The organism is Ruegeria sp. CDSA193 (assembly GCF_059611885.1).
Genome location: NZ_JBXWPN010000001.1, coordinates 585,303 through 604,986 on the forward strand (window position 1 = coordinate 585,303; position 19,684 = coordinate 604,986).

Annotated in this window: 19 protein-coding genes and 1 tRNA gene; 10 read left to right on the forward strand and 10 right to left on the reverse strand. The window is 56.7% G+C overall.

Annotation, left to right across the window (positions count from 1 at the left end; translation table 11 throughout):
- Positions 1-93 precede the first annotated feature (93 nt).
- The 4 genes from AC2FLG_RS02930 to AC2FLG_RS02945 form a co-directional block, all read right to left on the reverse strand.
- Positions 94-507 (reverse strand): secondary thiamine-phosphate synthase enzyme YjbQ, encoded by a 414-nt coding sequence (locus AC2FLG_RS02930; protein WP_142635160.1) that lies wholly within the window; start codon positions 505-507, stop codon positions 94-96.
- Positions 508-526: 19 nt separating this feature from the next.
- Entirely contained in the window at positions 527-925 is a 399-nt protein-coding gene (locus AC2FLG_RS02935; protein ID WP_142634653.1) for a hypothetical protein, read from the reverse strand.
- Positions 926-1,003: 78 nt separating this feature from the next.
- Complete coding sequence (locus AC2FLG_RS02940; RefSeq protein ID WP_496690798.1) at positions 1,004-1,606, reverse strand: DUF4166 domain-containing protein; 603 nt, start codon at positions 1,604-1,606, stop codon at positions 1,004-1,006.
- Positions 1,549-1,989 carry a thiol-disulfide oxidoreductase DCC family protein gene (locus AC2FLG_RS02945; protein ID WP_281995007.1) on the reverse strand — a complete coding sequence of 147 codons (441 nt, stop codon included), beginning with the start codon at positions 1,987-1,989 and terminating at the stop codon, positions 1,549-1,551. The genes AC2FLG_RS02940 and AC2FLG_RS02945 overlap by 58 nt, the downstream gene beginning before the upstream one ends.
- Before the next feature lie 299 nt (positions 1,990-2,288).
- Between AC2FLG_RS02945 and AC2FLG_RS02950 the strand changes: the two genes are divergently transcribed.
- Positions 2,289-3,296, forward strand: coding sequence for a helix-turn-helix domain-containing protein (locus tag AC2FLG_RS02950; RefSeq protein WP_142634657.1), 1,008 nt, complete (start codon positions 2,289-2,291; stop codon positions 3,294-3,296).
- A gap of 193 nt (positions 3,297-3,489) precedes the next feature.
- On the opposite strand, the gene rpoD is transcribed toward AC2FLG_RS02950, so the two are convergent.
- From rpoD to AC2FLG_RS02970, 4 genes are all read right to left on the reverse strand, one after another.
- The gene (gene rpoD / locus AC2FLG_RS02955; RefSeq protein WP_142634659.1) at positions 3,490-5,478 is read right to left on the reverse strand and encodes an RNA polymerase sigma factor RpoD; all 1,989 of its coding nucleotides are present in this window, start codon (positions 5,476-5,478) and stop codon (positions 3,490-3,492) included.
- A 114-nt stretch (positions 5,479-5,592) separates the two neighbouring features.
- Positions 5,593-7,542: a DNA primase gene (dnaG, locus tag AC2FLG_RS02960; protein ID WP_496704915.1), complete on the reverse strand. Its 1,950-nt coding sequence runs from the start codon at positions 7,540-7,542 to the stop codon at positions 5,593-5,595.
- A gap of 80 nt (positions 7,543-7,622) precedes the next feature.
- Entirely contained in the window at positions 7,623-7,919 is a 297-nt protein-coding gene (locus AC2FLG_RS02965; RefSeq protein ID WP_142634663.1) for a hypothetical protein, read from the reverse strand.
- A gap of 145 nt (positions 7,920-8,064) precedes the next feature.
- Complete coding sequence (locus AC2FLG_RS02970; protein ID WP_142634665.1) at positions 8,065-9,495, reverse strand: Glu/Leu/Phe/Val family dehydrogenase; 1,431 nt, start codon at positions 9,493-9,495, stop codon at positions 8,065-8,067.
- Positions 9,496-9,827: 332 nt separating this feature from the next.
- On the opposite strand from AC2FLG_RS02970, the gene AC2FLG_RS02975 reads away from it, so the two are divergent.
- From AC2FLG_RS02975 to AC2FLG_RS02985, 3 genes are read left to right on the forward strand one after another with little or no spacing between them, the layout of a single operon-like run.
- On the forward strand, positions 9,828-11,441 hold the full coding sequence (locus tag AC2FLG_RS02975) for a TadE/TadG family type IV pilus assembly protein (RefSeq protein WP_496704917.1): 1,614 nt from the start codon (positions 9,828-9,830) through the stop codon (positions 11,439-11,441).
- Entirely contained in the window at positions 11,438-11,971 is a 534-nt protein-coding gene (locus AC2FLG_RS02980; protein ID WP_142634669.1) for a TadE/TadG family type IV pilus assembly protein, read from the forward strand. Before AC2FLG_RS02975 ends, AC2FLG_RS02980 begins: the two co-directional genes overlap by 4 nt.
- 4 nt (positions 11,972-11,975) lie before the next feature.
- The gene (locus AC2FLG_RS02985; RefSeq protein ID WP_496687444.1) at positions 11,976-12,656 is read left to right on the forward strand and encodes a TadE/TadG family type IV pilus assembly protein; all 681 of its coding nucleotides are present in this window, start codon (positions 11,976-11,978) and stop codon (positions 12,654-12,656) included.
- Between the two features lie 71 nt (positions 12,657-12,727).
- On the opposite strand, the gene AC2FLG_RS02990 is transcribed toward AC2FLG_RS02985, so the two are convergent.
- A complete protein-coding gene (locus AC2FLG_RS02990) occupies positions 12,728-13,198 on the reverse strand; it encodes a hypothetical protein (protein ID WP_281972336.1) in 471 nt (156 codons plus the stop codon).
- 159 nt (positions 13,199-13,357) lie between these two features.
- Here AC2FLG_RS02990 and AC2FLG_RS02995 point away from each other — a divergent pair, with 159 nt between their 5' ends.
- Positions 13,358-14,269, forward strand: coding sequence for a pirin family protein (locus AC2FLG_RS02995; protein ID WP_496690804.1), 912 nt, complete (start codon positions 13,358-13,360; stop codon positions 14,267-14,269).
- Positions 14,270-14,276: 7 nt separating this feature from the next.
- On the opposite strand, the gene AC2FLG_RS03000 is transcribed toward AC2FLG_RS02995, so the two are convergent.
- Complete coding sequence (locus AC2FLG_RS03000; protein ID WP_142634678.1) at positions 14,277-14,864, reverse strand: TetR/AcrR family transcriptional regulator; 588 nt, start codon at positions 14,862-14,864, stop codon at positions 14,277-14,279.
- A gap of 100 nt (positions 14,865-14,964) precedes the next feature.
- On the opposite strand from AC2FLG_RS03000, the gene AC2FLG_RS03005 reads away from it, so the two are divergent.
- From AC2FLG_RS03005 to AC2FLG_RS03025, 5 genes are all read left to right on the forward strand, one after another.
- Entirely contained in the window at positions 14,965-15,213 is a 249-nt protein-coding gene (locus AC2FLG_RS03005) for a hypothetical protein (RefSeq protein WP_142634680.1), read from the forward strand.
- A 124-nt stretch (positions 15,214-15,337) separates the two neighbouring features.
- Entirely contained in the window at positions 15,338-16,624 is a 1,287-nt protein-coding gene (locus AC2FLG_RS03010) for a homoserine dehydrogenase (protein WP_282027476.1), read from the forward strand.
- Between the two features lie 69 nt (positions 16,625-16,693).
- Positions 16,694-17,677 (forward strand): class II fructose-bisphosphatase, encoded by a 984-nt coding sequence (glpX, locus tag AC2FLG_RS03015; protein WP_271946243.1) that lies wholly within the window; start codon positions 16,694-16,696, stop codon positions 17,675-17,677.
- Positions 17,678-17,768: 91 nt separating this feature from the next.
- A complete protein-coding gene (recJ, locus tag AC2FLG_RS03020; protein WP_282027477.1) occupies positions 17,769-19,511 on the forward strand; it encodes a single-stranded-DNA-specific exonuclease RecJ in 1,743 nt (580 codons plus the stop codon).
- A gap of 98 nt (positions 19,512-19,609) precedes the next feature.
- Positions 19,610-19,684 (forward strand) — tRNA-Glu (locus tag AC2FLG_RS03025).

Genomic DNA, 19,684 nt, shown 5'->3' on the forward strand with positions numbered 1-19,684 from the left:
TCTTTTAGTAAGCGCTGTGGCCCACTTATCCACAACTATAGGGCAGCCTCTAGGATTTGGGTAGTCGGAAATTTTTACCGCTAAATAAAGGGGTCACGCGAAATGCGCAGCGACGCGTCGGTTGTGTGATTGGGTCCGGTGTTCAAACAGATAAACGCCCTGCCATGTCCCCAGCATGGGCACCCCTGCGGCGACAGGAATGCCCAAGGACACAGGCAGCAACGCAGCTTTGATATGTGCTGGCATATCGTCTGGCCCCTCATAGGTGTGCCTTAAATACGCCATCGACGGATCATCCGCCGGTGGCACTAGACGTTCGAAAAAGGCCTGCAAATCCGTCCGCACCTCGGGGTCCGCATTTTCCTGAATGGCCAGAGAACACGAGGTATGGCGCACAAACAGGGTCAACAATCCGTCGCGACCGCTTGGGGCAAGCCAGTCTCGTATACCCGAGGTGAACTCATACAGCCCCGGCCCCTGCGTTGAAATTATAAACTCGGTCTGCAAAACGCGGGTCTTACCTTCTTTAATCAAAAATTGGCTGCCGGAAACACAGGCCATTCGCGTTCTGGACGGACCTGCTCTGCCCCGGCTGGAAACCAATGGAAACAAAGCTTGTGCTCTGCTCGACATTTGCTGGAGGGGTCAACGAGAATTGGACCGCCGTGCGGCGACCGGTGGCTTCGCTTGGGCCATATCCACGCACAACATAGATATTCTGCTGCCACCCTGCCCCCAAGCTGCGACGAGCAAAATCTGCAGCAGCGCACCAATAGCCATCCACATCCCTACGCGCGCGCGGGATCACCTCAAACACTTTGTCGTTTACTGCAACAGTCTGAAAACCGTTTGGTGCTGCTGTCACCGCCCCCGGTTCAAACAACGTGGCGGCGGCCAGAACCGCAGATGTGATCACTTTTTTCATAATGCTACTCTCTCATGTTTCTTGATAAATATTAAAGTAGATTGCAGGAGGCCATGGCAAAGCCACCTCACGTTCAATTCAGGCATTGTTCCTATTTACGTGAACCGGCATCAGCCAGCCCCGATATCTGATCAGTTGACCCAACATCGGCATTTCTGCCGAAACATCGAACCGAAACCGGCCTTGATCATCCTGCCATTCTACCGTCGCCGAACGCGGTAAAAGAAAGTTCGGGCATGGCACCCGCAATAGAGTGAGGCGCAGGATGTTCAAATGCAGCTTTTGACCTCGAACCTGTGGGCGCATCCAGATGGTCAGCCCTCCGATCCTCTCTTTCACGCACCGCCTGTCTGCGTCGTAGACCAGATGAGACAGCGTCTCATGCCCGCCAAAATCTCTGAACCATTCCCATTCCTGGCCATTGAGTTTGGTTCGAATGCGGACCGTCTGAGTATCTGCAGCGGGAGGAAACCCACCCAACCACAATGACAAAGAGGTCAACCACCCGGTTCCTCTTTGGATGCTGCATAATCCTGTAAACTCTGCCGTTTCACTGTGGAATTTTCGAACCGCATCCGGCACCTCAGAATTGGCAGGAAGAGCCTGCAGAAATGGGTCCGGCCTCACGCATACCCTCCGGGGAAGAACCGCGCTTTCAGGGATGAATCCGGAACCAAGCACGTTTCGAACCGTCCAAAGAATGCAAATCGGTGGCGCGCGATGAAATGATAAAGCGGATCCTTCAAAAACCGCGGAAGAAATCGACAGGCCGACAGAACAGGCCACAAAGCGGGTAAGCTGCGCATTGCAGCAGCAAAAGCATCCAAGCGCTGATGCACAACACCGTCAACGATCACAAGATTGGTTTCAAACTCGTCGGTGGGCAGGCCGAGTTGCCGGTAAAGGCTTTGTCCTATGGGGGACTGGGCAATTACAAACTTGAACCGCTTCTTTGTGTCAGCCCACAGCATGAACCTGAAAAACCGAGAACACAGCACGCATTCTCCATCAAAAACGATGAGGTTCTGCTCGGTTCCCACATCTGAGATCGCCCGGTCTTGCATTGGATACCAGATCAATTTCGCCACAACCGGACCGTGCCATTGAAGGGTAAAATCCGCAATGCGACACGTAGGTTTTCAGATGAAACGTGCCGGGGAGCCACCGATCGCTAGTCTGAGACGACCGGAGCTCTACCCTCATCCCCACAAGGTGCTGACCCGACAACACGAGGTAACTATGCCTTTGCGTTGCTATATCCTTGCTGAAAAGTGCCAGAAACTTGTGAAAACCTGCCAGATGGGTTTGCCTGCACCCGTGCAAACTGGGTTCAAATTTTTCGCGAAAGCATTAAGAATTGGATATGGAGCTTGATATTGCCAGAATTCAACACCTGACCCGAACGGTAGATGAGCGTTCGGGCGGCCCAGAGTTAGCAGACCAGCTTTTGGAACGCAGCGGTCTAAGCCGAGCGGCAATCGCTCCCCCCACTACAGTCTACAGTGCGCAAACTGAGGCGATGTTCATCAGATATGCCTGCGACGCTATGCGCGACATAACTTTTGCCGCCTATGCGGGTTCAAAAGTCAGTTCGGCCTCTAGCATTACGGCCTATATCAGCAAGTACTCTCGTGACCTCCGACAGGTGTTTGAAAACACAACCCGCTTCTCTCGCATCATAGATCCCACAATCACCTTCAGTCTGCGCCATGCCGGGAATTTTGTGTCCTTCGAGGCGGACTGGGAAGACGCAAGTTTTGCCCGGTATCACAGACGCACAGAGTTTTTGATGTTTGGGACACTGGCGCGAATGCGGAACCTGACGCAGTCAGACTTCCACCCCATAGCAATTCGCTTTCAACACGAGGTTGGAGAGAAAAGAAATCTATTTCAAAAGCTTGCAGGATTTTCGGTAGAGTTTGGAGCAGAAAACCTAGAGATTGTTCTGTCGCCTTCATCTCTGGATCTTCCCGTGCCCACATATGACCCGATGCTTCGAGAGCATCTGATTGAGTACGGGGAACGCGTCTTGGCAGAGCGGGCCTCGCCTAAGCAAAAATTGCGGGCGCAGGTCGAGGGTCTGATTACACGTTCAATGCCGGGGAATTTTCCGCAAGCCGATGACATAGCCGCCAATCTCGGCATGAGCCCGCGAACATTTGCGCGTCGGCTAAAGGATGAAGGGTCAAGCTATCGAGAGATCGCAGACGATCTGCGCTGTGATCTGGCCCAAACTTTCATCACCAACGGTATGCAGCTATCTGAAATTGCATTCTCACTTGGCTACGCAGACCAACCCGCCTTTTCCACTGCTTTCAAACGGTGGACGGGTCGCGCGCCCAGCGCTTTCCGCAGCCGCCTGGACCCGTGATCGTAACTTTGAGGTAGCCGGGGGTCGTCAGCCTTGCAGCCTCGCCCCGGCCCGTCCCATGAGTGGACATTGCGGATATAGGAAGACGCGCAGCGGGCTTCTTGTGAGTTCTCGCCAAATTGATGTTTCTACAAGCCACCGTGACCAGTGGTTTCAAACGAAAAAGGCGCCTCGGTCGAGGCGCCTTTCTGGGTTACTGATCCAGGAACGACCGCAACTTTCGCGACCTGCTGGGGTGTTTCAGTTTTCGCAGCGCCTTCGCCTCGATCTGACGGATACGTTCGCGCGTCACGCTGAACTGTTGGCCGACCTCTTCCAGAGTGTGGTCGGTGTTCATACCGATGCCAAACCGCATCCGCAGAACCCGTTCTTCCCGCGGGGTAAGTGAGGCCAGAACACGCGTGGTCGTTTCCTTGAGGTTTTCCTGAATAGCACTGTCCAGCGGCAGCACAGCATTCTTGTCCTCAATGAAATCGCCAAGCTGGCTGTCTTCTTCGTCGCCAATCGGCGTTTCCAGGCTGATCGGTTCCTTGGCGATCTTCATCACCTTGCGGACCTTCTCCAGCGGCATCTGCAGCTTTTCGGCCAGTTCTTCCGGCGTCGGCTCGCGGCCGATTTCATGCAGCATCTGACGACCGGTCCGAACCAACTTGTTGATCGTCTCGATCATATGGACCGGGATACGGATCGTGCGTGCCTGATCCGCGATGGACCGGGTGATCGCCTGACGGATCCACCAGGTGGCATAGGTCGAGAACTTATACCCGCGGCGGTATTCGAACTTGTCTACGGCCTTCATCAGGCCAATGTTACCTTCCTGAATAAGATCAAGGAATTGCAGACCACGGTTCGTGTATTTTTTGGCGATCGAGATCACCAGACGTAGGTTGGCTTCGACCATTTCTTTCTTGGCCTGGCGCGCCTCTTTCTCGCCTTTCTGGACCTGCTGTACGATGCGGCGGAATTCGCTGATGTCCAGGCCAACATATTGCCCGACCTGAGCCATATCGTTGCGCAGTTCCTCGACCTTGGAGGTCGAGCGTTCGATGAACATCTGCCAGCCCCGGCCCGGCTTTTCAGCCATCTCAGCCAGCCAGTTCGGGTCCAGTTCACGCCCACGATAGGCGTCAACAAATTCGCGACGGTTGATGCGGGCCTGATCCGCCAGCTTCACCATCGAGCTGTCCAGCGACATGATCCGACGATTGATGCCATAGAGCTGGTCGATCAAAGCATCGATCCGGTTGTTGTGCAGATGAAGGCCGTTCACCAGTTCGACAATCTCGGCGCGCAGCTTCTGATAGGTCGCTTCGTCCGTGTCGCTGAATGTGCCGTCTTCGTTCAGGGTTGCCGAAATCCGGCTGTCCTGCATTTCGCTCAGCATCGCAAAATCAGTCGAAATACGCTCGAGTGTCGTCAGAACCTGATCTTTCAGAGCAGCTTCCATAGCAGCGAGCGACATGTTCGCCTGCTCGTCTTCGTCATCGTCATCATCGGTCGCAATCGGGTTGCCATCGGCATCCAGCTCGGGGCCTTCTTCCTTGGCGGGCTTTGCGGCCTGCACGGTCGAAGTGTCGACGACCGGCTCTTCAACATCGCCGTCTTCGTCCATCTGATTGCCGAAAGTGGCCTCCAGATCAATGACGTCGCGCAGCAGAATGTCTTCGGACAGCAATTCATCATGCCAGATCGTAATCGCCTGGAAGGTCAGCGGGCTTTCACAAAGCCCCAGGATCATCGTATTGCGACCAGCCTCAATCCGCTTGGCGATGGCGATTTCGCCCTCACGGCTGAGCAGTTCGACCGAACCCATTTCGCGCAGATACATGCGCACCGGGTCATCGGTACGATCAAGCTTTTCGGCGGCGGCACCCGCCAGCGTGACCTCACGGTTGCTTTCCGTTGTGATCAGGTCGGTCGAGCCTTTATTCTCTTCCTCTTCCGCCTCTTCATCTTCGATGATGTTGATCCCCATCTCGGACAGCATCGACATAACGTCTTCGATCTGCTCCGAGCTGACCTGATCAGGCGGCAGGACCTGATTGAGCTGGTCGTAGGTGATGTAGCCTTTCTCACGAGCCTCGGCGATCATCTTCTTGACCTGAGTCTGGCTCATGTCCAGCGAGATTTCCTGTTCCTGCTCGTCGGATTTGCTGTCTTCGTTTGTATCCTTGGCGGCCATTCAATGCTCCTGCAGGGATGGGTGATTCGATTGAACCGAATCATTAGCGCGTTGAAGTGATTCGGCCACCCGTTTACCTGTTTTTCTTTTCCAGTGCCTTACGAAAACACCACATTACCGGCGTTTTCGCTCGAAATTGATACCTGACATGATTGCCTTAAACGCATCCTTCTCGTCGCGGTTGATTCGCGCACCATTGTCAGCGATGTCGAAAACGGCCCTGTCTTCATTCTGGCTTCGGCTTGTTCTGTTGCGCTCTTCGGCGGCTTGCGCCAAGCGATAGGTCAACGCTTCATCGTCCAGATCAGACAGCTCCTCTGCGGCTTCGGCAATCTCTGCGTCCAGACCCCTGAGAGCTTTGATTTTGGCGAGTTCCTCAGCCAATGTCATTTCGGCCTTTTCAACGTCGCCCGGTTTATTCACGCAGGGGATAACTGCGACATGGCGAAGGGCCAGCAGGTTTTCAAGGGCGTGATGTCCCAAAGTTTCCGCAATATGTTGTTTGAGGTTCTCAGGATCATCTATCGCGTGCCGCAGAATGGCATCGCGCAGGCCAGCGTGATCTTGGTCACGGCACTCCATTTCTTCCAGTTGGTGTTCAAACTGCACCACGACTTGGGGATTCAATGCGGCGATGGCCAGAATGGCGGCTTCGCGCATCTGGATATCGGCATTGTCGGATGATGCCAGGAATGACGCCCGCGCGCCCGGTGTGGCCGGTTGCGGCTGGGGCTTCCATTTCCCGCGTGTTTGCCAAGTACGGTTTTGTGGCTGCCTTTGAGGGCGAAACAGCTGCCAGCGCAGGTCTTTGATCTCTTGCCCGTAATGCGACCGGATCGACGGGTCACGGATCAGCTTGATCTTGTCGCGCAAGACCTTGTCCAAAGCTGCTTTGCGTTCGGGGCTGTCGAACACCTTGCCTTCGGTTTCGCGCTGCCACAGCAGCCTGACCATTGGCATGGCCTCTTCCAATACCGTCTGCACTGCCGTTGGACCATCGGCCCGCAACAGATCATCGGGATCTTTGCCCTCAGGCATCAGCGCAAAGCGCAAGGACTTTCCTGCCTCAAGCAGCGGCAGGGCCAGATCGACCGCCCGCATCGCAGCACGCAAACCCGCCGTGTCGCCATCCAGCGCAATGATCGGCTCGTCCGAGATACGCCACAGCAGTTGCAACTGATGCTCGGTGATTGCGGTACCCAATGGGGCCACCGATGCGCCAAAACCGGCCTCGGCAAGCGCGATCACATCCATATATCCTTCGGCCACGATCAATGGCTGCCCTTTGCCAGCAGCCTGCCGCGCGGGGCCTTGGTTATAGAGGCTGCGTCCCTTGTCGAACAGTTCGGTTTCGGGCGAGTTCAGATATTTCGCATTGTCATTGGGGTCCATCGCTCGGCCACCGAACGCAATGCAACGCCCGCGCGGATCCCGGATCGGATACATGATCCGGTTCCGAAACGTGTCATAGGGCTTTTTACCTTTGTTCGAGGGTTTCGCCAGACCCGCACCAAGGATCAGATCTTCGGCCACGTTCTTGCCGCGTAGGTGATCCCAAAGCGCCTGCCAACCGTCGGGAGCAAAGCCGATTTCCCACCGATCCAGCGCCTGCACTTTCAAGCCGCGCCGCGCCAGATAATCGCGCGCCTCCCCACCTGCCCCTGTTTTCAGCTGCAACCGAAAGAACTGCACCGCCTGTTCCATCACCTCGGCCAGTTGCGTGCGACGATCCTGTTTCTCTTGCGCCTTGGGGTCACGTTCTGGCATCGGCATTCCGGCTTCACGCGCGAGAATTTCGACCGCTTCGATGAACGAGACATTCTCGGTCTCTTTCACGAAGCTGATCGCATCCCCTTTGGCATGGCAGCCAAAGCAGTAATAGAAACCCTTTTGGTCATCGACGTGGAACGATGCTGTCTTCTCGTGATGGAACGGGCACGGAGCCCACATGTCGCCCTTGCCCTGATTGGACTTGCGCGCGTCCCACATGACTTTGCGCCCGACGACCTGAGACAAGCTCAGCCGGGTGCGCAACTCATCCAGAAAACCGGGTGGTAATGACATGGGTTAAACCTGACAGAAACGGCAACGCGCGCCAAGGGGAAGGCGCGCGTTTGTCCGCAAAGAAATCGCAAGGTTTTGGATTACTGCTGCAGGCACAGCTCCATCCACGTGGCGCCGAGATCCTTTTTGCGCACATCGCGCATCTTCTGCTCATAGACCCAAGGGGTGATCAGCGGGATCGCGGCATTATAGTTCGCGGGCCAGGTCGGACCTGTATCGGCCACGGCTTGCGGCACGTCGCGCTCTTTCACGCGGTCAAGTCGCGCCTGCTGGATCGCCGCCACGACATCCGCCTGATGCTGGCAGCTTTGTTCTTTTGTTTCCTGAGCAGCCAGAGGTGTGGCCAGTAAAATAGCCGCAACGGCAATACGCAACATGGTGGTCTCCGGGATTCGTTCTCGTCGCTGAAGTCTACTGCCGGGCGCGGATGCGCGCCATCGTCGAATTGCATCTTGCGCAGCCCTGTTGCGCCTTGGTCCTGCGGGCGATGGATCAGATGCCAACCGCCCGCAGAGAGTATTGTCAAAGCCCCTTAGCGCGGTAGCTTTTCGAGACACGGTCAATGGCCACGATGTAGGCCGCGGTCCTCAGATCCTCGACATCGTCGCGACTGTGCCAGACTTCACGCATCGACTGGTAAGCAATCCGCATGGTGTCATCGAGCCCCGAACGAACCAGCTCAAGCTCATCCGCACCTTTCAGGTATTTCGCCTTGAAGTTCGGAGACATGGACCAGGCATCGCCCAGATAGCGGTCCAGCCGTTCCAGTTCACTGACGATCAGCTCGTGCCGCGACTCTTCCTGGCGACGCTGCATGCGGCCAAACCGGATATGGCTTAGGTTCTTAACCCATTCGAAATACGAAACGGTCACACCGCCAGCATTTGCGTACATATCAGGAATGATCACGACGCCCCTATCGCGCAGAACTTCGTCTGCACCAGCTGTTACCGGGCCGTTTGCAGCTTCGATGATCAACGGGGCCTTGATGCGATCGGCATTATCAAGGTTGATCACACCTTCCAGCGCCGCCGGGATCAGGATGTCGCACTCTTCTTCCAGCACGGCCCCGCCCTCGGCGGAATGGGTGGCGTCGGGATAATCGCTGACGCCGCCATGCTTGACAATCCATTGGCGAACCGACTCGACGTCAATCCCGTCCGGATTATACAGCGCTCCGTCCCATTCAATGATGCCCACGATACGAGAGCCGTCTTCCTCGCTCAGGAACTTGGCAGCGTGGTAGCCCACATTTCCCAGACCCTGAACAATAATGCGCTTGCCGTCCAACTTGCCCGACAGCCCTGCCTTTTGAATGTCCTCAGGATGGCGGAAAAACTCGCGCAGCGCATATTGAATGCCGCGGCCCGTGGCCTCGACCCGTCCGGCAATACCGCCAGCATTCAGCGGCTTGCCTGTCACGCAGGCGCGCGCGTTGATGTCAGTTGTATTCATCCGGGCGTATTGGTCCGCCATCCACGCCATTTCACGCTCACCCGTCCCCATATCCGGGGCTGGCACGTTCTGTGACGGGTTGATCAGGTCGCGCTTGGCCAACTCATAGGCGAACCGGCGGGTGATCTGTTCAAGCTCATGCTCTTCGTATTGGCGTGGGTCGATACACAACCCACCCTTTGATCCGCCAAACGGCGTTTCGACCAGAGCACATTTATAGGTCATCAGCGCCGCAAGCGCTTCGACTTCGTCCTGGTTGACCGCCAAGGCAAAGCGGATACCGCCTTTCACCGGCTCCATATGCTCGGAATGCACCGATCGATATCCGGTGAATGTGTGTATGTCACCGCGCAGCCGGACGCCGAAGCGTACAGTGTAGGTGGCGTTGCAGACCCTTATCTTTTCTTCAAGGCCCGGAGGCAGATCCATCAGGGACGCTGCCCTGTTAAACATTAGATCTACACTCTCTCGAAAGCTGGGTTCTTTTGTGGCCGTCATTTAAACCTCCGTGCCGGCGAACGACTTGCGTTCTGACGTTTTGTCGCACCCCTTTGCTAAACGATCAATGTTTAAGCAGAAATAAAATCTCAAGTTACGGGGAAATATTCGAACTCTGGCTGAGTCGCCAAACCCAGACATTATCCGCCGAATTGTTCACGCATCGAATACAGCCCCGCGCAACGGTCCGGAATTATCCCTCAATTTCCCTCAAACCAGCCAAAACTGGGCCCTTTTCGCCCAATTCCCGCCACGTTTCGCAGTTAATTTCCATACGTTAACTTTTCCTTAGCAGCTTTGGATGTCTGCTCAGCGAGGTCTGCAAGATGAAAATGCCCAAGTTTCTACGCGAAAGCAAAAGCGGCGCTAAATCCGCGCTAAGCGCGCGCCGGTTCGCAAAAAGCGAAGACGGTACATTCACAATCTTTGTATTGTTGGGTTTCCTGGTGATCTTCGCTTCGACCGGAGCTGGCGTTGACCTAATGAATTTTGAGCGCGACCGCGCCAATCTGCAATCGACATTGGACCGCGCCGTTCTTGCGGCCGCTGACCTTGATCAGAAAAAGCCCGCACGCGAAATTGTCGATGCCTATTTCGAGAAGGCTGGGCTGGGCGGCAAAATCACTTCTGTCGTGGTAGAAGAAGGCTTTGGATCACGTAAAGTATCAGCCACCGCCGAGGCGACCATCAAAACCCACTTTATGCATTTCTCTGGCGTCAACAGCTTGACCGCTAACGCGGCCAGCACGGCCGTCGAAAGCATTGGTGCTGTAGAAATCTCGCTGGTTCTCGACATCTCAGGCTCAATGAACAACTATTCGCGTTCTGGCGGGAAGAGCAAAATTGCGCTTCTGCAGGATGCGGCCACAGAATTTGTCACGCTGATGCTGGATTCAGATGATCCGAACCGCACGGGCATTTCGATCTCGATCGTGCCTTACGCAACTCAGGTCAACGCGGGTGAACCCATCCTGAGCAAATTCACCAACGTTACAGCAGAGCACAACTACTCCCATTGTGTGAACTTTATCCCTGAACAGTATAGCGACGCGGACCTAGAGCGTGATGACAGGCTGGAACGCACTGCACATTTTGACCCCTTCACCTATTCCGAAGGCTCGATCAGAACACCGGTTTGCCCGGTCCGCGATGGCAGTGCGATTACGCCTGTTACCGATAATCTGGAGGCATTGACCAAACAGATCAAGGCGTTGACTGCAACCGGGAACACCTCGATAGATGTCGGCATGAAATGGGGCGTGGCCTTCCTGGACCCAAGCGTTCGTGGCATTGTGAGCGACCTGGCTGACGACAACATCGTTCCAAATCACTTCCGGACCCGCCCGTCAGACTATAACTCGGACATCTTGAAAATTGTAATCGTAATGACCGACGGTCAGAACACGGACCAGTATATGCTGAACCCGTCCCTTCGGGAGGGCTTGTCTGATGTCTGGTACAATGCTGAGGCCTCCGAATACACAGTCTACCATTCGCAGGGTCGCCCGAACTTTTTCTGGCCACAGCAGAACACATGGGCAGACCATCCGTTCGGCAATCCTGATCCAGAGACACCAGCCAACGAAGAATTGGGTACGGCTGTTCGCCTGACCTATCCAGAACTTTTCAACCGTGTGTCGTTGGCCTGGAATGCAAGATATAACTACTACTGGCAGTCAAGTGCATGGGCCGAGTGGTACTCGAAAGCGTATGCCAAAGTTGAGACTTCGGCCAAGAACCAGCGCACCAAGCATATCTGTAACGCAGCCAAGGATGAGGGCGTCATTGTCTATGGCATCGCCTTCGAAGCACCCAGAGCCGGGTACAAAACCATCAAGGACTGTGCCAGCTCGGACAGCCATGTATACAATGTGAACGGTCTGGACCTGGAAGACGCATTTGCTTCTATCGCGTCGTCGATCAGAAAACTGCGGTTGACCCAATGATCGGAGCCCTTGTTTCAAAGCTGCGAAGCCTGAGACGCAGGGAAGATGGGGCGGTCACCGTCGAGTTTGTGATCATCTTCCCGGCATTCATGTTCTTCATCCTGAGTGCGATGGAGTATTCGGTGGTCACCTTGCAGCAGGCGATGTTAGAGCGGGCTGTGGACCAGACAGTTCGCGACATTCGCCTCGGCACGGGCACCAACCCAACGCATGATCAGATAAAAAGCACGATCTGTGATCGCGTTGTAGTGATCAAACGCTGTACCACCAACTTGCAGCTGGAGATGCTGCAACAAAGCGCGTTTGTCGGGTTGAACCTACCGCCTGTCCCGGATTGCACTGACAATTCTGAAGAAGTGAACCCAGTTCGCGCTTTCGAAAATGGCCTTTCGAACGAGTTGATGATCCTTCGGGCCTGCGCAAAGGTCGATCCGATTTTCCCTACATCGGCGATGGGGCGTATTTTGTCGGATGAATCAGGCCAGATCGAACTTACCGCGACGACTGCCTTCGTACAGGAGCCTCTGTAAGCCTATGTTTTTCATTTCAAAGCTCCGGAATCTTCTGAAATCCAAGACGAAAGACGAGAGTGGGGTACTCACGGTTGAGGCTTTGCTTGTCTTTCCGATGCTGGTGTGGACGATCACAGGCGCTTTCACGTATTTCGACGGCTTCCGCCAAAGCGCATCTAACCTGAAAGCGGCGTATACCGTTGGCGATTTGATCTCTCGCGAGACCGGCACGATCACGGACACTTATATCACCTCATTGCATTCGCTGCTGGTGGCGATGGTCAACAACCGATCACAGATGAATCTGCGCGTGTCGCTGGTTGTGTTCGACGAACAGGATGATCGTCATTACGTCAGATGGTCAACCGCGCGCGGTTACGACAGCATCTGGACCGACGACAATATCGACCGCATGCGTGATAACCTGCCGCCTATGCCGAACCAGGACACACTGATCATTGTTGAAACGGCGAATGCTTACATTCCGGTCTTTGACTCGATCTATGGGGTAGATTTCCTCAAAGGCGAACATGTCTTTGAAAATTTCGTCTTTACACGCCCACGCTTTACCAATGAGGTTGCGGCAAATGTGTCGGGCGTTGTTGAAATTGAGGAAAATCCCGACGGGTCTGGCGAGATCGGTGAAATCGAGGACCCTGGCACAGGGGATTCCGGTGCGAGTGCGGAAAGCGCAACGAACTAGGACAGGGTGGGTTGGCATCTTAGTGCCTTCCACCCCGCCTTCGAATAACGAGGTGGCGCTGAAGGTCTGACCTAGCCGCGTTCTGCCACCATCACAGACAAAATCTCGGACATGAATTTGGTTTCGGCGGCGGATGTCATGCCGCCTATGCCAACGCGGCGTCCCAGGCGCCACCACAGCCCCGGCGCCCATCTATTTGCACCTGATTGCCGGGTTGTTACCAGAAAGCCATTCGACGGCTTGAAGGCAAACGCACCTCTTTCGACGGTTTCAATGTCTTCTATTGCGGCGATCGGCTGCCCTGCCCCGGTTCTGAGTTCGGTCTCAGTCAGCTCGATCCAATCCGAGGTTGCCTGCCACATGCGATAGGCCAGCCAAAAGGACGCCGCGCCTACCACAAACAGGAATGCCTGCCAGGATGGCTCCGGCGGCGCGGCAAGCGCGACGAAAACAACCAGAAAGCCCACGGTCGACAACATTCCGACACCCATCCACCGCCTGGGTGATGAGGCTTTGACCACGGCCAGAACTTCTTGTTGCATTTGTTGCTCTCCCACTTTGCAGTTGGGTTTAGCCACTTTCCCAGCCAAACAACAGAGGCGAACGCACCTGCTGAATTTCGCACAGGTTGCGTGTTTCAGCGCAAATTGACCCGCCATGGCGGTGCGGTACATCTTCCCCATAGCAACAGGAGCGCAGCAATGTCCCTCAGACCGACTTTGGAAACCCGAAAGGCCATACCGACGATGGAGGGGGCCGGCGTTAAACTGCACCGCGCTTTCGGCTTTCAGGACCCGTCAGAACTGGATCCTTTTTTGCTGTTCGACGACTTTCGCAATGAACGCCCGCAGGACTATCAGGCTGGATTTCCATGGCATCCGCATCGCGGGATCGAGACGATCACCTATGTCCTGTCCGGCTCGGTTGAGCATTCGGATTCACTTGGCAATAACGGAACACTTGGCGCGGGTGATGTGCAGTGGATGACGGCAGGGTCCGGAATCCTGCATCAGGAAATGCCCAAGGGGAGCCAAACCGGCCAAATGCACGGGTTTCAGCTGTGGGGCAATCTACCCGCGGCCCAAAAGATGACAACACCGCGATATCAGGACGTGCCGCGCAAAGAGATCCCTGAAATCACAGACGATGACGGAACCGTTGTCCGCGTGATCGTGGGGACGTTTTGGGGCAAGACAGGCCCAGTCGACGGCATCGCCGCCGACCCTCAGTATCTGGACATCCAAATTCCGGCAGGCGTGAAGAAGACCTTCCCCATAGACACCTACCGTCGCGCATTTGCATATGTATTCGAAGGCGCGGGCGCCTTTGCTGATGCCTCGCGGCCTGCGGGGGTCCTTTTGGAAAAAGAAGTTGACGGCCAAGAGGTGAACATTCGTGACATGTCGGGAGACCGAACACTGGTTCGGTTTGGGAGTGGTGACGAAGTGACCGTTCAGGCAGGTCCGGAGGGTGTCCGGTTCCTGCTGATTTCCGGCGCACCGATCAATGAGCCGGTCGCTTGGCACGGCCCCATCGTCATGAACACCCGGACCGAGCTGGAACAGGCTTTTCGCGAATTGCGCAACGGGACGTTTATTCGGCCGGCACATTGACTGCCCCTTAAGCAGTCATCGCCTTTCGGACCATGTCCCAATAGACGGCTTCAACCTCGTCCAGCGAAAGCCTCCCACCGGCGCGATACCACGTCATGACGCCGTTCAGCATGGCGATGACCGCCAATGTCGCAATCTTCGTATCCGCGACCGCAAAGATACCCGCCCGCTGACCTTCGCGCAAAATGGCCTCAAGCCCGTCTTCATACTTGCGGCGCAGATCCTCTATTTCGGCGAAGTTTTCGGGCGTGAGGTTCCGAAGTTCCATATAGGCGATGAATACCTCGTCAGGGCGCTGCAGGTGGAACCGGATGTGAAATCCGACAAACCGACGCAAAGCATCCTGCGGATCGCCAGTTTGCTTTTGCTCGCCATAGGCGGACAACAAATCCTGCATATGGTCGCGCATCAAACGGAACAGAAGGCTCTGCTTATCCGGGGTGTAATTGTACAATGCCCCGGCCTGCACCCCAACCTCGCCCGCAATTTTCCGCATAGAAACAGCAGCATACCCATGGCGCGCGAAAAGCCGAAGCGCTGCCTGCCGGATACGCGGGCCGGTAATGTCCGAGTGTGAGCCTTGTGTACGTGCCATGTATCCACCATATCTGAACGGATGTTCAGATAGAAGCCCGCTTGAAACGACCGGACAAAAAGTGCATCACGGATGCCAGTTGCCACAATAAGGTTTCATCATGAAGCCCCTTCTTCTTCTGCCCCTAGTTTTGCTCTGCCTAGGATGCACCAATTTTCCCGAGCTGAAAGACCGCGAAGGGCCAAATGTGCAATCGGCCCCCTACCCCAAATTAACCCCACTGGCAGATGTTTTCGCTGTGCCTGTTGACCCGCTGTACGAAGCGGCAGAGGTCGAAAGTGAACTGACCGACCGCAGCAAGGCGTTGAAGAAAAAGGCAACGGCATTGCAAAACGCTCAGACCAATTAATCCTCAGGTTTTCTGCCGCCCAGCATGGGTGTCGCGGATTGCGCCTCGGCGCCGAACCCGCTAAGGCAGCGGGAACGGGGAAACACCCCAGTTTAGGATATTCGAGCGGAAAGGAACCCACAGGATGACACAGGCGCTGCGGCTTGGAATTGCGGGCTTGGGAACTGTTGGTGTGGGTGTCGTCAGGATCGTGCGCCGCCATGCCGACCTGCTGCAGGCACGAACGGGTCGTCCCATCCAGATCACAGCGGTTTCCGCGCGTGACGCTGGCAAGGATCGCGGTGTGAACCTGTCGGATTATGCTTGGGAAACTGACCCTGTCGCATTGGCGCAGCGCGACGATATTGATGTTTTTGTTGAACTGATGGGCGGGGAAAACGGACCTGCCAAAGCCTCGGTCGAAGCGGCGCTAGCCAGTGGTAAGGATGTCGTCACCGCCAACAAGGCCCTGTTGGCCATTCACGGTCAGGAACTGGCCGAAATGGCCGAAGCCGCGGGCCGTGTGATCCGCTTCGAAGCGGCCGTGGCTGGCGGCATTCCAGTGATCAAATCCCTGACCGAAGGACTTGCGGGTAACGAAATCACCCGCGTCATGGGGGTGATGAATGGCACATGCAACTATATCCTGACCCGGATGCAATCGCAGCGGCAGGGATATAACGCCCTGTTCGACGAATGCGCGCAGCTGGGTTACCTTGAAGCCGATCCAAATCTGGATGTGGGCGGGATAGACGCCGCCCATAAACTGGCGCTGCTTGCCTCAATCGCATTCGGCACCAAACCGAATTTCGACGGGATCGAGATCGAAGGCATTCAGCAGATCAGTCTGGATGACATCGACCAGGCCCATGACATGGGATACCGGATCAAACTGTTGGGCGTGGCTCAGCGCACGGCACGGGGGCTTGAACAGCGGATGCAGCCGTGTCTGGTGCCCAGTGACTCGCCCCTGGGCCAGCTTGAAGGCGGCACCAATATGGTGGTGATCGAAGGCGACGCGGTCGAGCAGGTTGTTCTGCGTGGCCCCGGAGCTGGCGAAGGGCCAACGGCCAGCGCGGTGATGGGCGATGTCTGCGATCTGGCACGTGGGCTTCAGATTCCGACCTTCGGCCGCCCTGCCAGTTCGTTGCAGGACGCAGTGCCAGCGCTGACTGGCCGCCCTGCCCCCTATTATCTGCGTCTGGGTCTGCTGGACAAACCCGGCGCCTTGGCCAAAATTGCGGCCATCCTGGGCGATGCCGGGGTCTCGATTGATCGCATGCGCCAATACGCCCATGCGGAAAGCACCGCGCCGGTTCTGATAGTTACCCACAAAACCACCCGTGCCACGCTGGATGTCGCCTTGCTGGGCCTGCACGAGACCGATGTTGTTTCGGGCACACCGGTTGCTTTGCGGATTGAAGAGGTTTGACCCTTGCGGCCTGCACGATACGCAGGCTATGCCGGACAAGACGCCGATACTGACCTGAGGATAGTGAAAATGAGTGCTGCCAAGATCGATTTCAATGACCGCCTGTTGTCTCTGGGCCTGGCGAGGGTTGCGGAACAGGCTGCGCTTGCTTCGGCGTCGCTGGTTGGACGGGGCGATGAAAAGGCCGCTGACCAGGCTGCTGTGAATGCCATGCGCGAACAGTTGAACCTGCTGGATATCGCCGGTGTTGTCGTGATCGGTGAAGGCGAGCGCGACGAAGCGCCGATGCTGTACATTGGCGAAGAGGTCGGGTCCGGCAATGGTCCCGGCGTCGACATCGCGCTGGACCCGCTGGAAGGCACCACGCTGACCGCCAAGGACATGCCCAACGCGTTGACTGTCATTGCGATGGGTCCGCGCGGATCAATGCTGCATGCGCCGGACGTCTATATGGACAAACTGGCCGTTGGCCCAGGCTTCCCCGAAGGCGTTGTCAGCCTGGACATGAGCCCGCGCGAGCGTGTCGAAGCGCTGGCCAAGGCCAAGGATTGCGAGCCTGCCGACATTACCGTCTGCATTCTGGAACGCCCTCGGCATGAGGCTATGATTGCCGAAGTTCGCGAAACCGGTGCATCTATCCGCCTGATCACCGATGGTGATGTTGCTGGCGTCATGCACTGCGCCGAAAGCGAAGTCACCGGGATCGACATGTATATGGGCCAAGGCGGCGCACCCGAAGGTGTTCTGGCCGCCGCAGCGCTGAAATGTATGGGCGGGCAGATTTTTGGCCGCCTGCTGTTCCGCAATGATGACGAACGCGGCCGCGCCGCCAAAGCGGGCATCACCGATCTGGACCGCATCTATTCGCGCGATGAGATGGTAACCGCAGATGTGATCTTTGCCGCAACCGGCGTCACCGGCGGCTCTTTGCTGCCGCGTATCAAGCGCGAGCCGGGCTGGGTTGAAACCACCACTCTGCTGATGCGGTCGAAAACCGGGTCGGTTCGGCGCATGTCCTACCGCACGCCGACGTGGTCGCATAGCGACGGCTAATTTCTTGCGCCTGACCATCGTGCAGGGCTATCCATAGAAATGATAAGGCCGGGTCCGCGAGGGTCCGGCCTTGGCACATCAGGGGCAGGACATGAGCTTTCTTGGGGTTGAACATTCACTGTCAGCACGTCGCTGGGTCGGCCCCTCGGCGGATGTAGAGCGCGCGACCGAGATGCTGGTACAACAAGCCGGATTGCCTCGGGCCGTCTGTCAGGTTCTGGCCCGGCGCGGTGTTCCGGCAATGGAAGCTCCGGGATTTCTAGAACCCAAACTGAAAGAGCTATTGCCCGATCCGCGCGCGATGAAAGACATGGAAACCGCTGCAACGCGATTTCTGACTGCGGTCCGTCTAAAGCAGCGCATTGCGATCTTTGCCGATTATGACGTGGATGGCGGCAGCTCGGCTGCTCTGCTACTCACGTGGTTGCGTCAGATGGGCCTGCAGGCGACGCTCTATGTGCCTGACCGGATTGATGAGGGCTATGGCCCCAATGTCCCGGCGATGCAGGAACTGGCCGCCGCGCATGATCTGATTATCTGCGTCGATTGCGGAACCCTCAGCCATGAACCCATCGCCGCCGCAAAGGGGGCCGATGTCATCGTCCTGGACCACCACCTTGGTGGTGAAACTTTGCCCGATTGCGTGGCCGTGGTGAACCCGAACAGACAGGACGAAAGCGGCGATCTTGGCTATTTTTGTGCCGCCGCCGTCGTGTTCCTGATGCTGGTCGAGGCCGGACGGCAACTGCGCGAAGCGGGTGCAAAAGGGCCTGACCTGATTGCAATGCTAGACCTTGTGGCGCTGGCCACGGTGGCGGACGTGGCCCCGTTGATCGGTGCAAACCGCGCGCTTGTGCGTCAGGGGCTGAAGGTCATGGCGCAACGACAAAGACCGGGGTTGGTGGCGCTGTCGGATGTGGCGCGGATGGATTCCGCGCCCAACAGTTATCATCTGGGGTTCATGCTGGGCCCGCGCGTCAACGCAGGGGGCCGGATCGGCCAGGCCGATCTGGGTGCCCGGCTGCTCAGCACCGATTCAACCCATGAAGCAGAGGCTCTGTCCCAACGGCTGGACGAGTTGAACACCGAGCGGCGCGATATTGAAAATGCGGTTCGGGCAGCCGCCATGGAACAGGCCGAAGAACGGGGCCTTGATGCGCCCTTGGTCTGGGCGGCCGGGGAAGGCTGGCATCCGGGCGTTGTCGGCATCGTCGCGTCGCGCCTCAAAGAAACCGCCAACCGCCCGGCCATCGTCATCGGTCTGGACGGGGATGAGGGCAAAGGATCGGGCCGATCAGTGACCGGTGTCGATCTGGGTGCCTCGATTCAGCGGCTGGCGGCGGAAGGTCTGCTGGTCAAGGGCGGCGGCCACAAGATGGCGGCTGGCCTGACGGTCATGCGTGATCAGCTGGAACCGGCGATGGAACGGCTCAGCGAATTGCTGGCAAAACAAGGGGCAGGTCAAACCGGCCCTGCTGACCTGAAACTGGAAGGCACACTTATGCCCGGCGCGGCCACTGTCGATCTGATTGAACAGATTGAAAAAGCAGGGCCTTTCGGCGCCAGTGCTCCGGCTCCGCGGTATGCCTTTCCGGACTTACAGGTGCGCTTTGCCAAGCGGGTCGGCGACTCCCATCTGAAGCTGTCGCTATCGGACGGGGTGGGTGCCGGGTTGGATGCCATTGCGTTTGGCGCCTTTGACGGACCAATGGGGGAACGGCTGACCAATCACGGCGGCGCGCGCTTTCATTTCGCCGGACGACTTGAGGTAAACACATGGGGTGGACGGCAAACCGTACAACTCAGATTGGAAGATGCCGCCGAGGCGATCTAAGGCCGCATTCGCCACCGCCAAAAAACTTTCACAACCCTGCGTTTTTCGGCTTGCGGGGGTCAGAGTGAAACCGTAAAAGGCCCCCCACAAGCTAGCGTGGCCCGTTCGTCTATCGGTTAGGACGCCAGGTTTTCAACCTGGAAAGAGGGGTTCGATTCCCCTACGGGCTACCA

Bases quoted from the DNA above. Each gene is read 5' to 3' on its own strand.
- AC2FLG_RS03010 (WP_282027476.1), top strand. From the start codon at position 15,338: ATGACACAGGCGCTGCGGCTTGGAATTGCGGGCTTGGGAACTGTTGGT.
- AC2FLG_RS02970 (WP_142634665.1), bottom strand. From the start codon at position 9,495: ATGACGGCCACAAAAGAACCCAGCTTTCGAGAGAGTGTAGATCTAATG.
- AC2FLG_RS02965 (WP_142634663.1), bottom strand. From the start codon at position 7,919: ATGTTGCGTATTGCCGTTGCGGCTATTTTACTGGCCACACCTCTGGCT.
- AC2FLG_RS03005 (WP_142634680.1), top strand. From the start codon at position 14,965: ATGAAGCCCCTTCTTCTTCTGCCCCTAGTTTTGCTCTGCCTAGGATGC.
- AC2FLG_RS02935 (WP_142634653.1), bottom strand. From the start codon at position 925: ATGAAAAAAGTGATCACATCTGCGGTTCTGGCCGCCGCCACGTTGTTT.
- AC2FLG_RS03000 (WP_142634678.1), bottom strand. From the start codon at position 14,864: ATGGCACGTACACAAGGCTCACACTCGGACATTACCGGCCCGCGTATC.
- AC2FLG_RS02975 (WP_496704917.1), top strand. From the start codon at position 9,828: ATGCCCAAGTTTCTACGCGAAAGCAAAAGCGGCGCTAAATCCGCGCTA.
- recJ (WP_282027477.1), top strand. From the start codon at position 17,769: ATGAGCTTTCTTGGGGTTGAACATTCACTGTCAGCACGTCGCTGGGTC.
- rpoD (WP_142634659.1), bottom strand. From the start codon at position 5,478: ATGGCCGCCAAGGATACAAACGAAGACAGCAAATCCGACGAGCAGGAA.
- glpX (WP_271946243.1), top strand. From the start codon at position 16,694: ATGAGTGCTGCCAAGATCGATTTCAATGACCGCCTGTTGTCTCTGGGC.
- AC2FLG_RS02950 (WP_142634657.1), top strand. From the start codon at position 2,289: ATGGAGCTTGATATTGCCAGAATTCAACACCTGACCCGAACGGTAGAT.
- AC2FLG_RS02985 (WP_496687444.1), top strand. From the start codon at position 11,976: ATGTTTTTCATTTCAAAGCTCCGGAATCTTCTGAAATCCAAGACGAAA.
- AC2FLG_RS02990 (WP_281972336.1), bottom strand. From the start codon at position 13,198: ATGCAACAAGAAGTTCTGGCCGTGGTCAAAGCCTCATCACCCAGGCGG.
- AC2FLG_RS02945 (WP_281995007.1), bottom strand. From the start codon at position 1,989: ATGCAAGACCGGGCGATCTCAGATGTGGGAACCGAGCAGAACCTCATC.
- AC2FLG_RS02980 (WP_142634669.1), top strand. From the start codon at position 11,438: ATGATCGGAGCCCTTGTTTCAAAGCTGCGAAGCCTGAGACGCAGGGAA.
- dnaG (WP_496704915.1), bottom strand. From the start codon at position 7,542: ATGTCATTACCACCCGGTTTTCTGGATGAGTTGCGCACCCGGCTGAGC.
- AC2FLG_RS02995 (WP_496690804.1), top strand. From the start codon at position 13,358: ATGTCCCTCAGACCGACTTTGGAAACCCGAAAGGCCATACCGACGATG.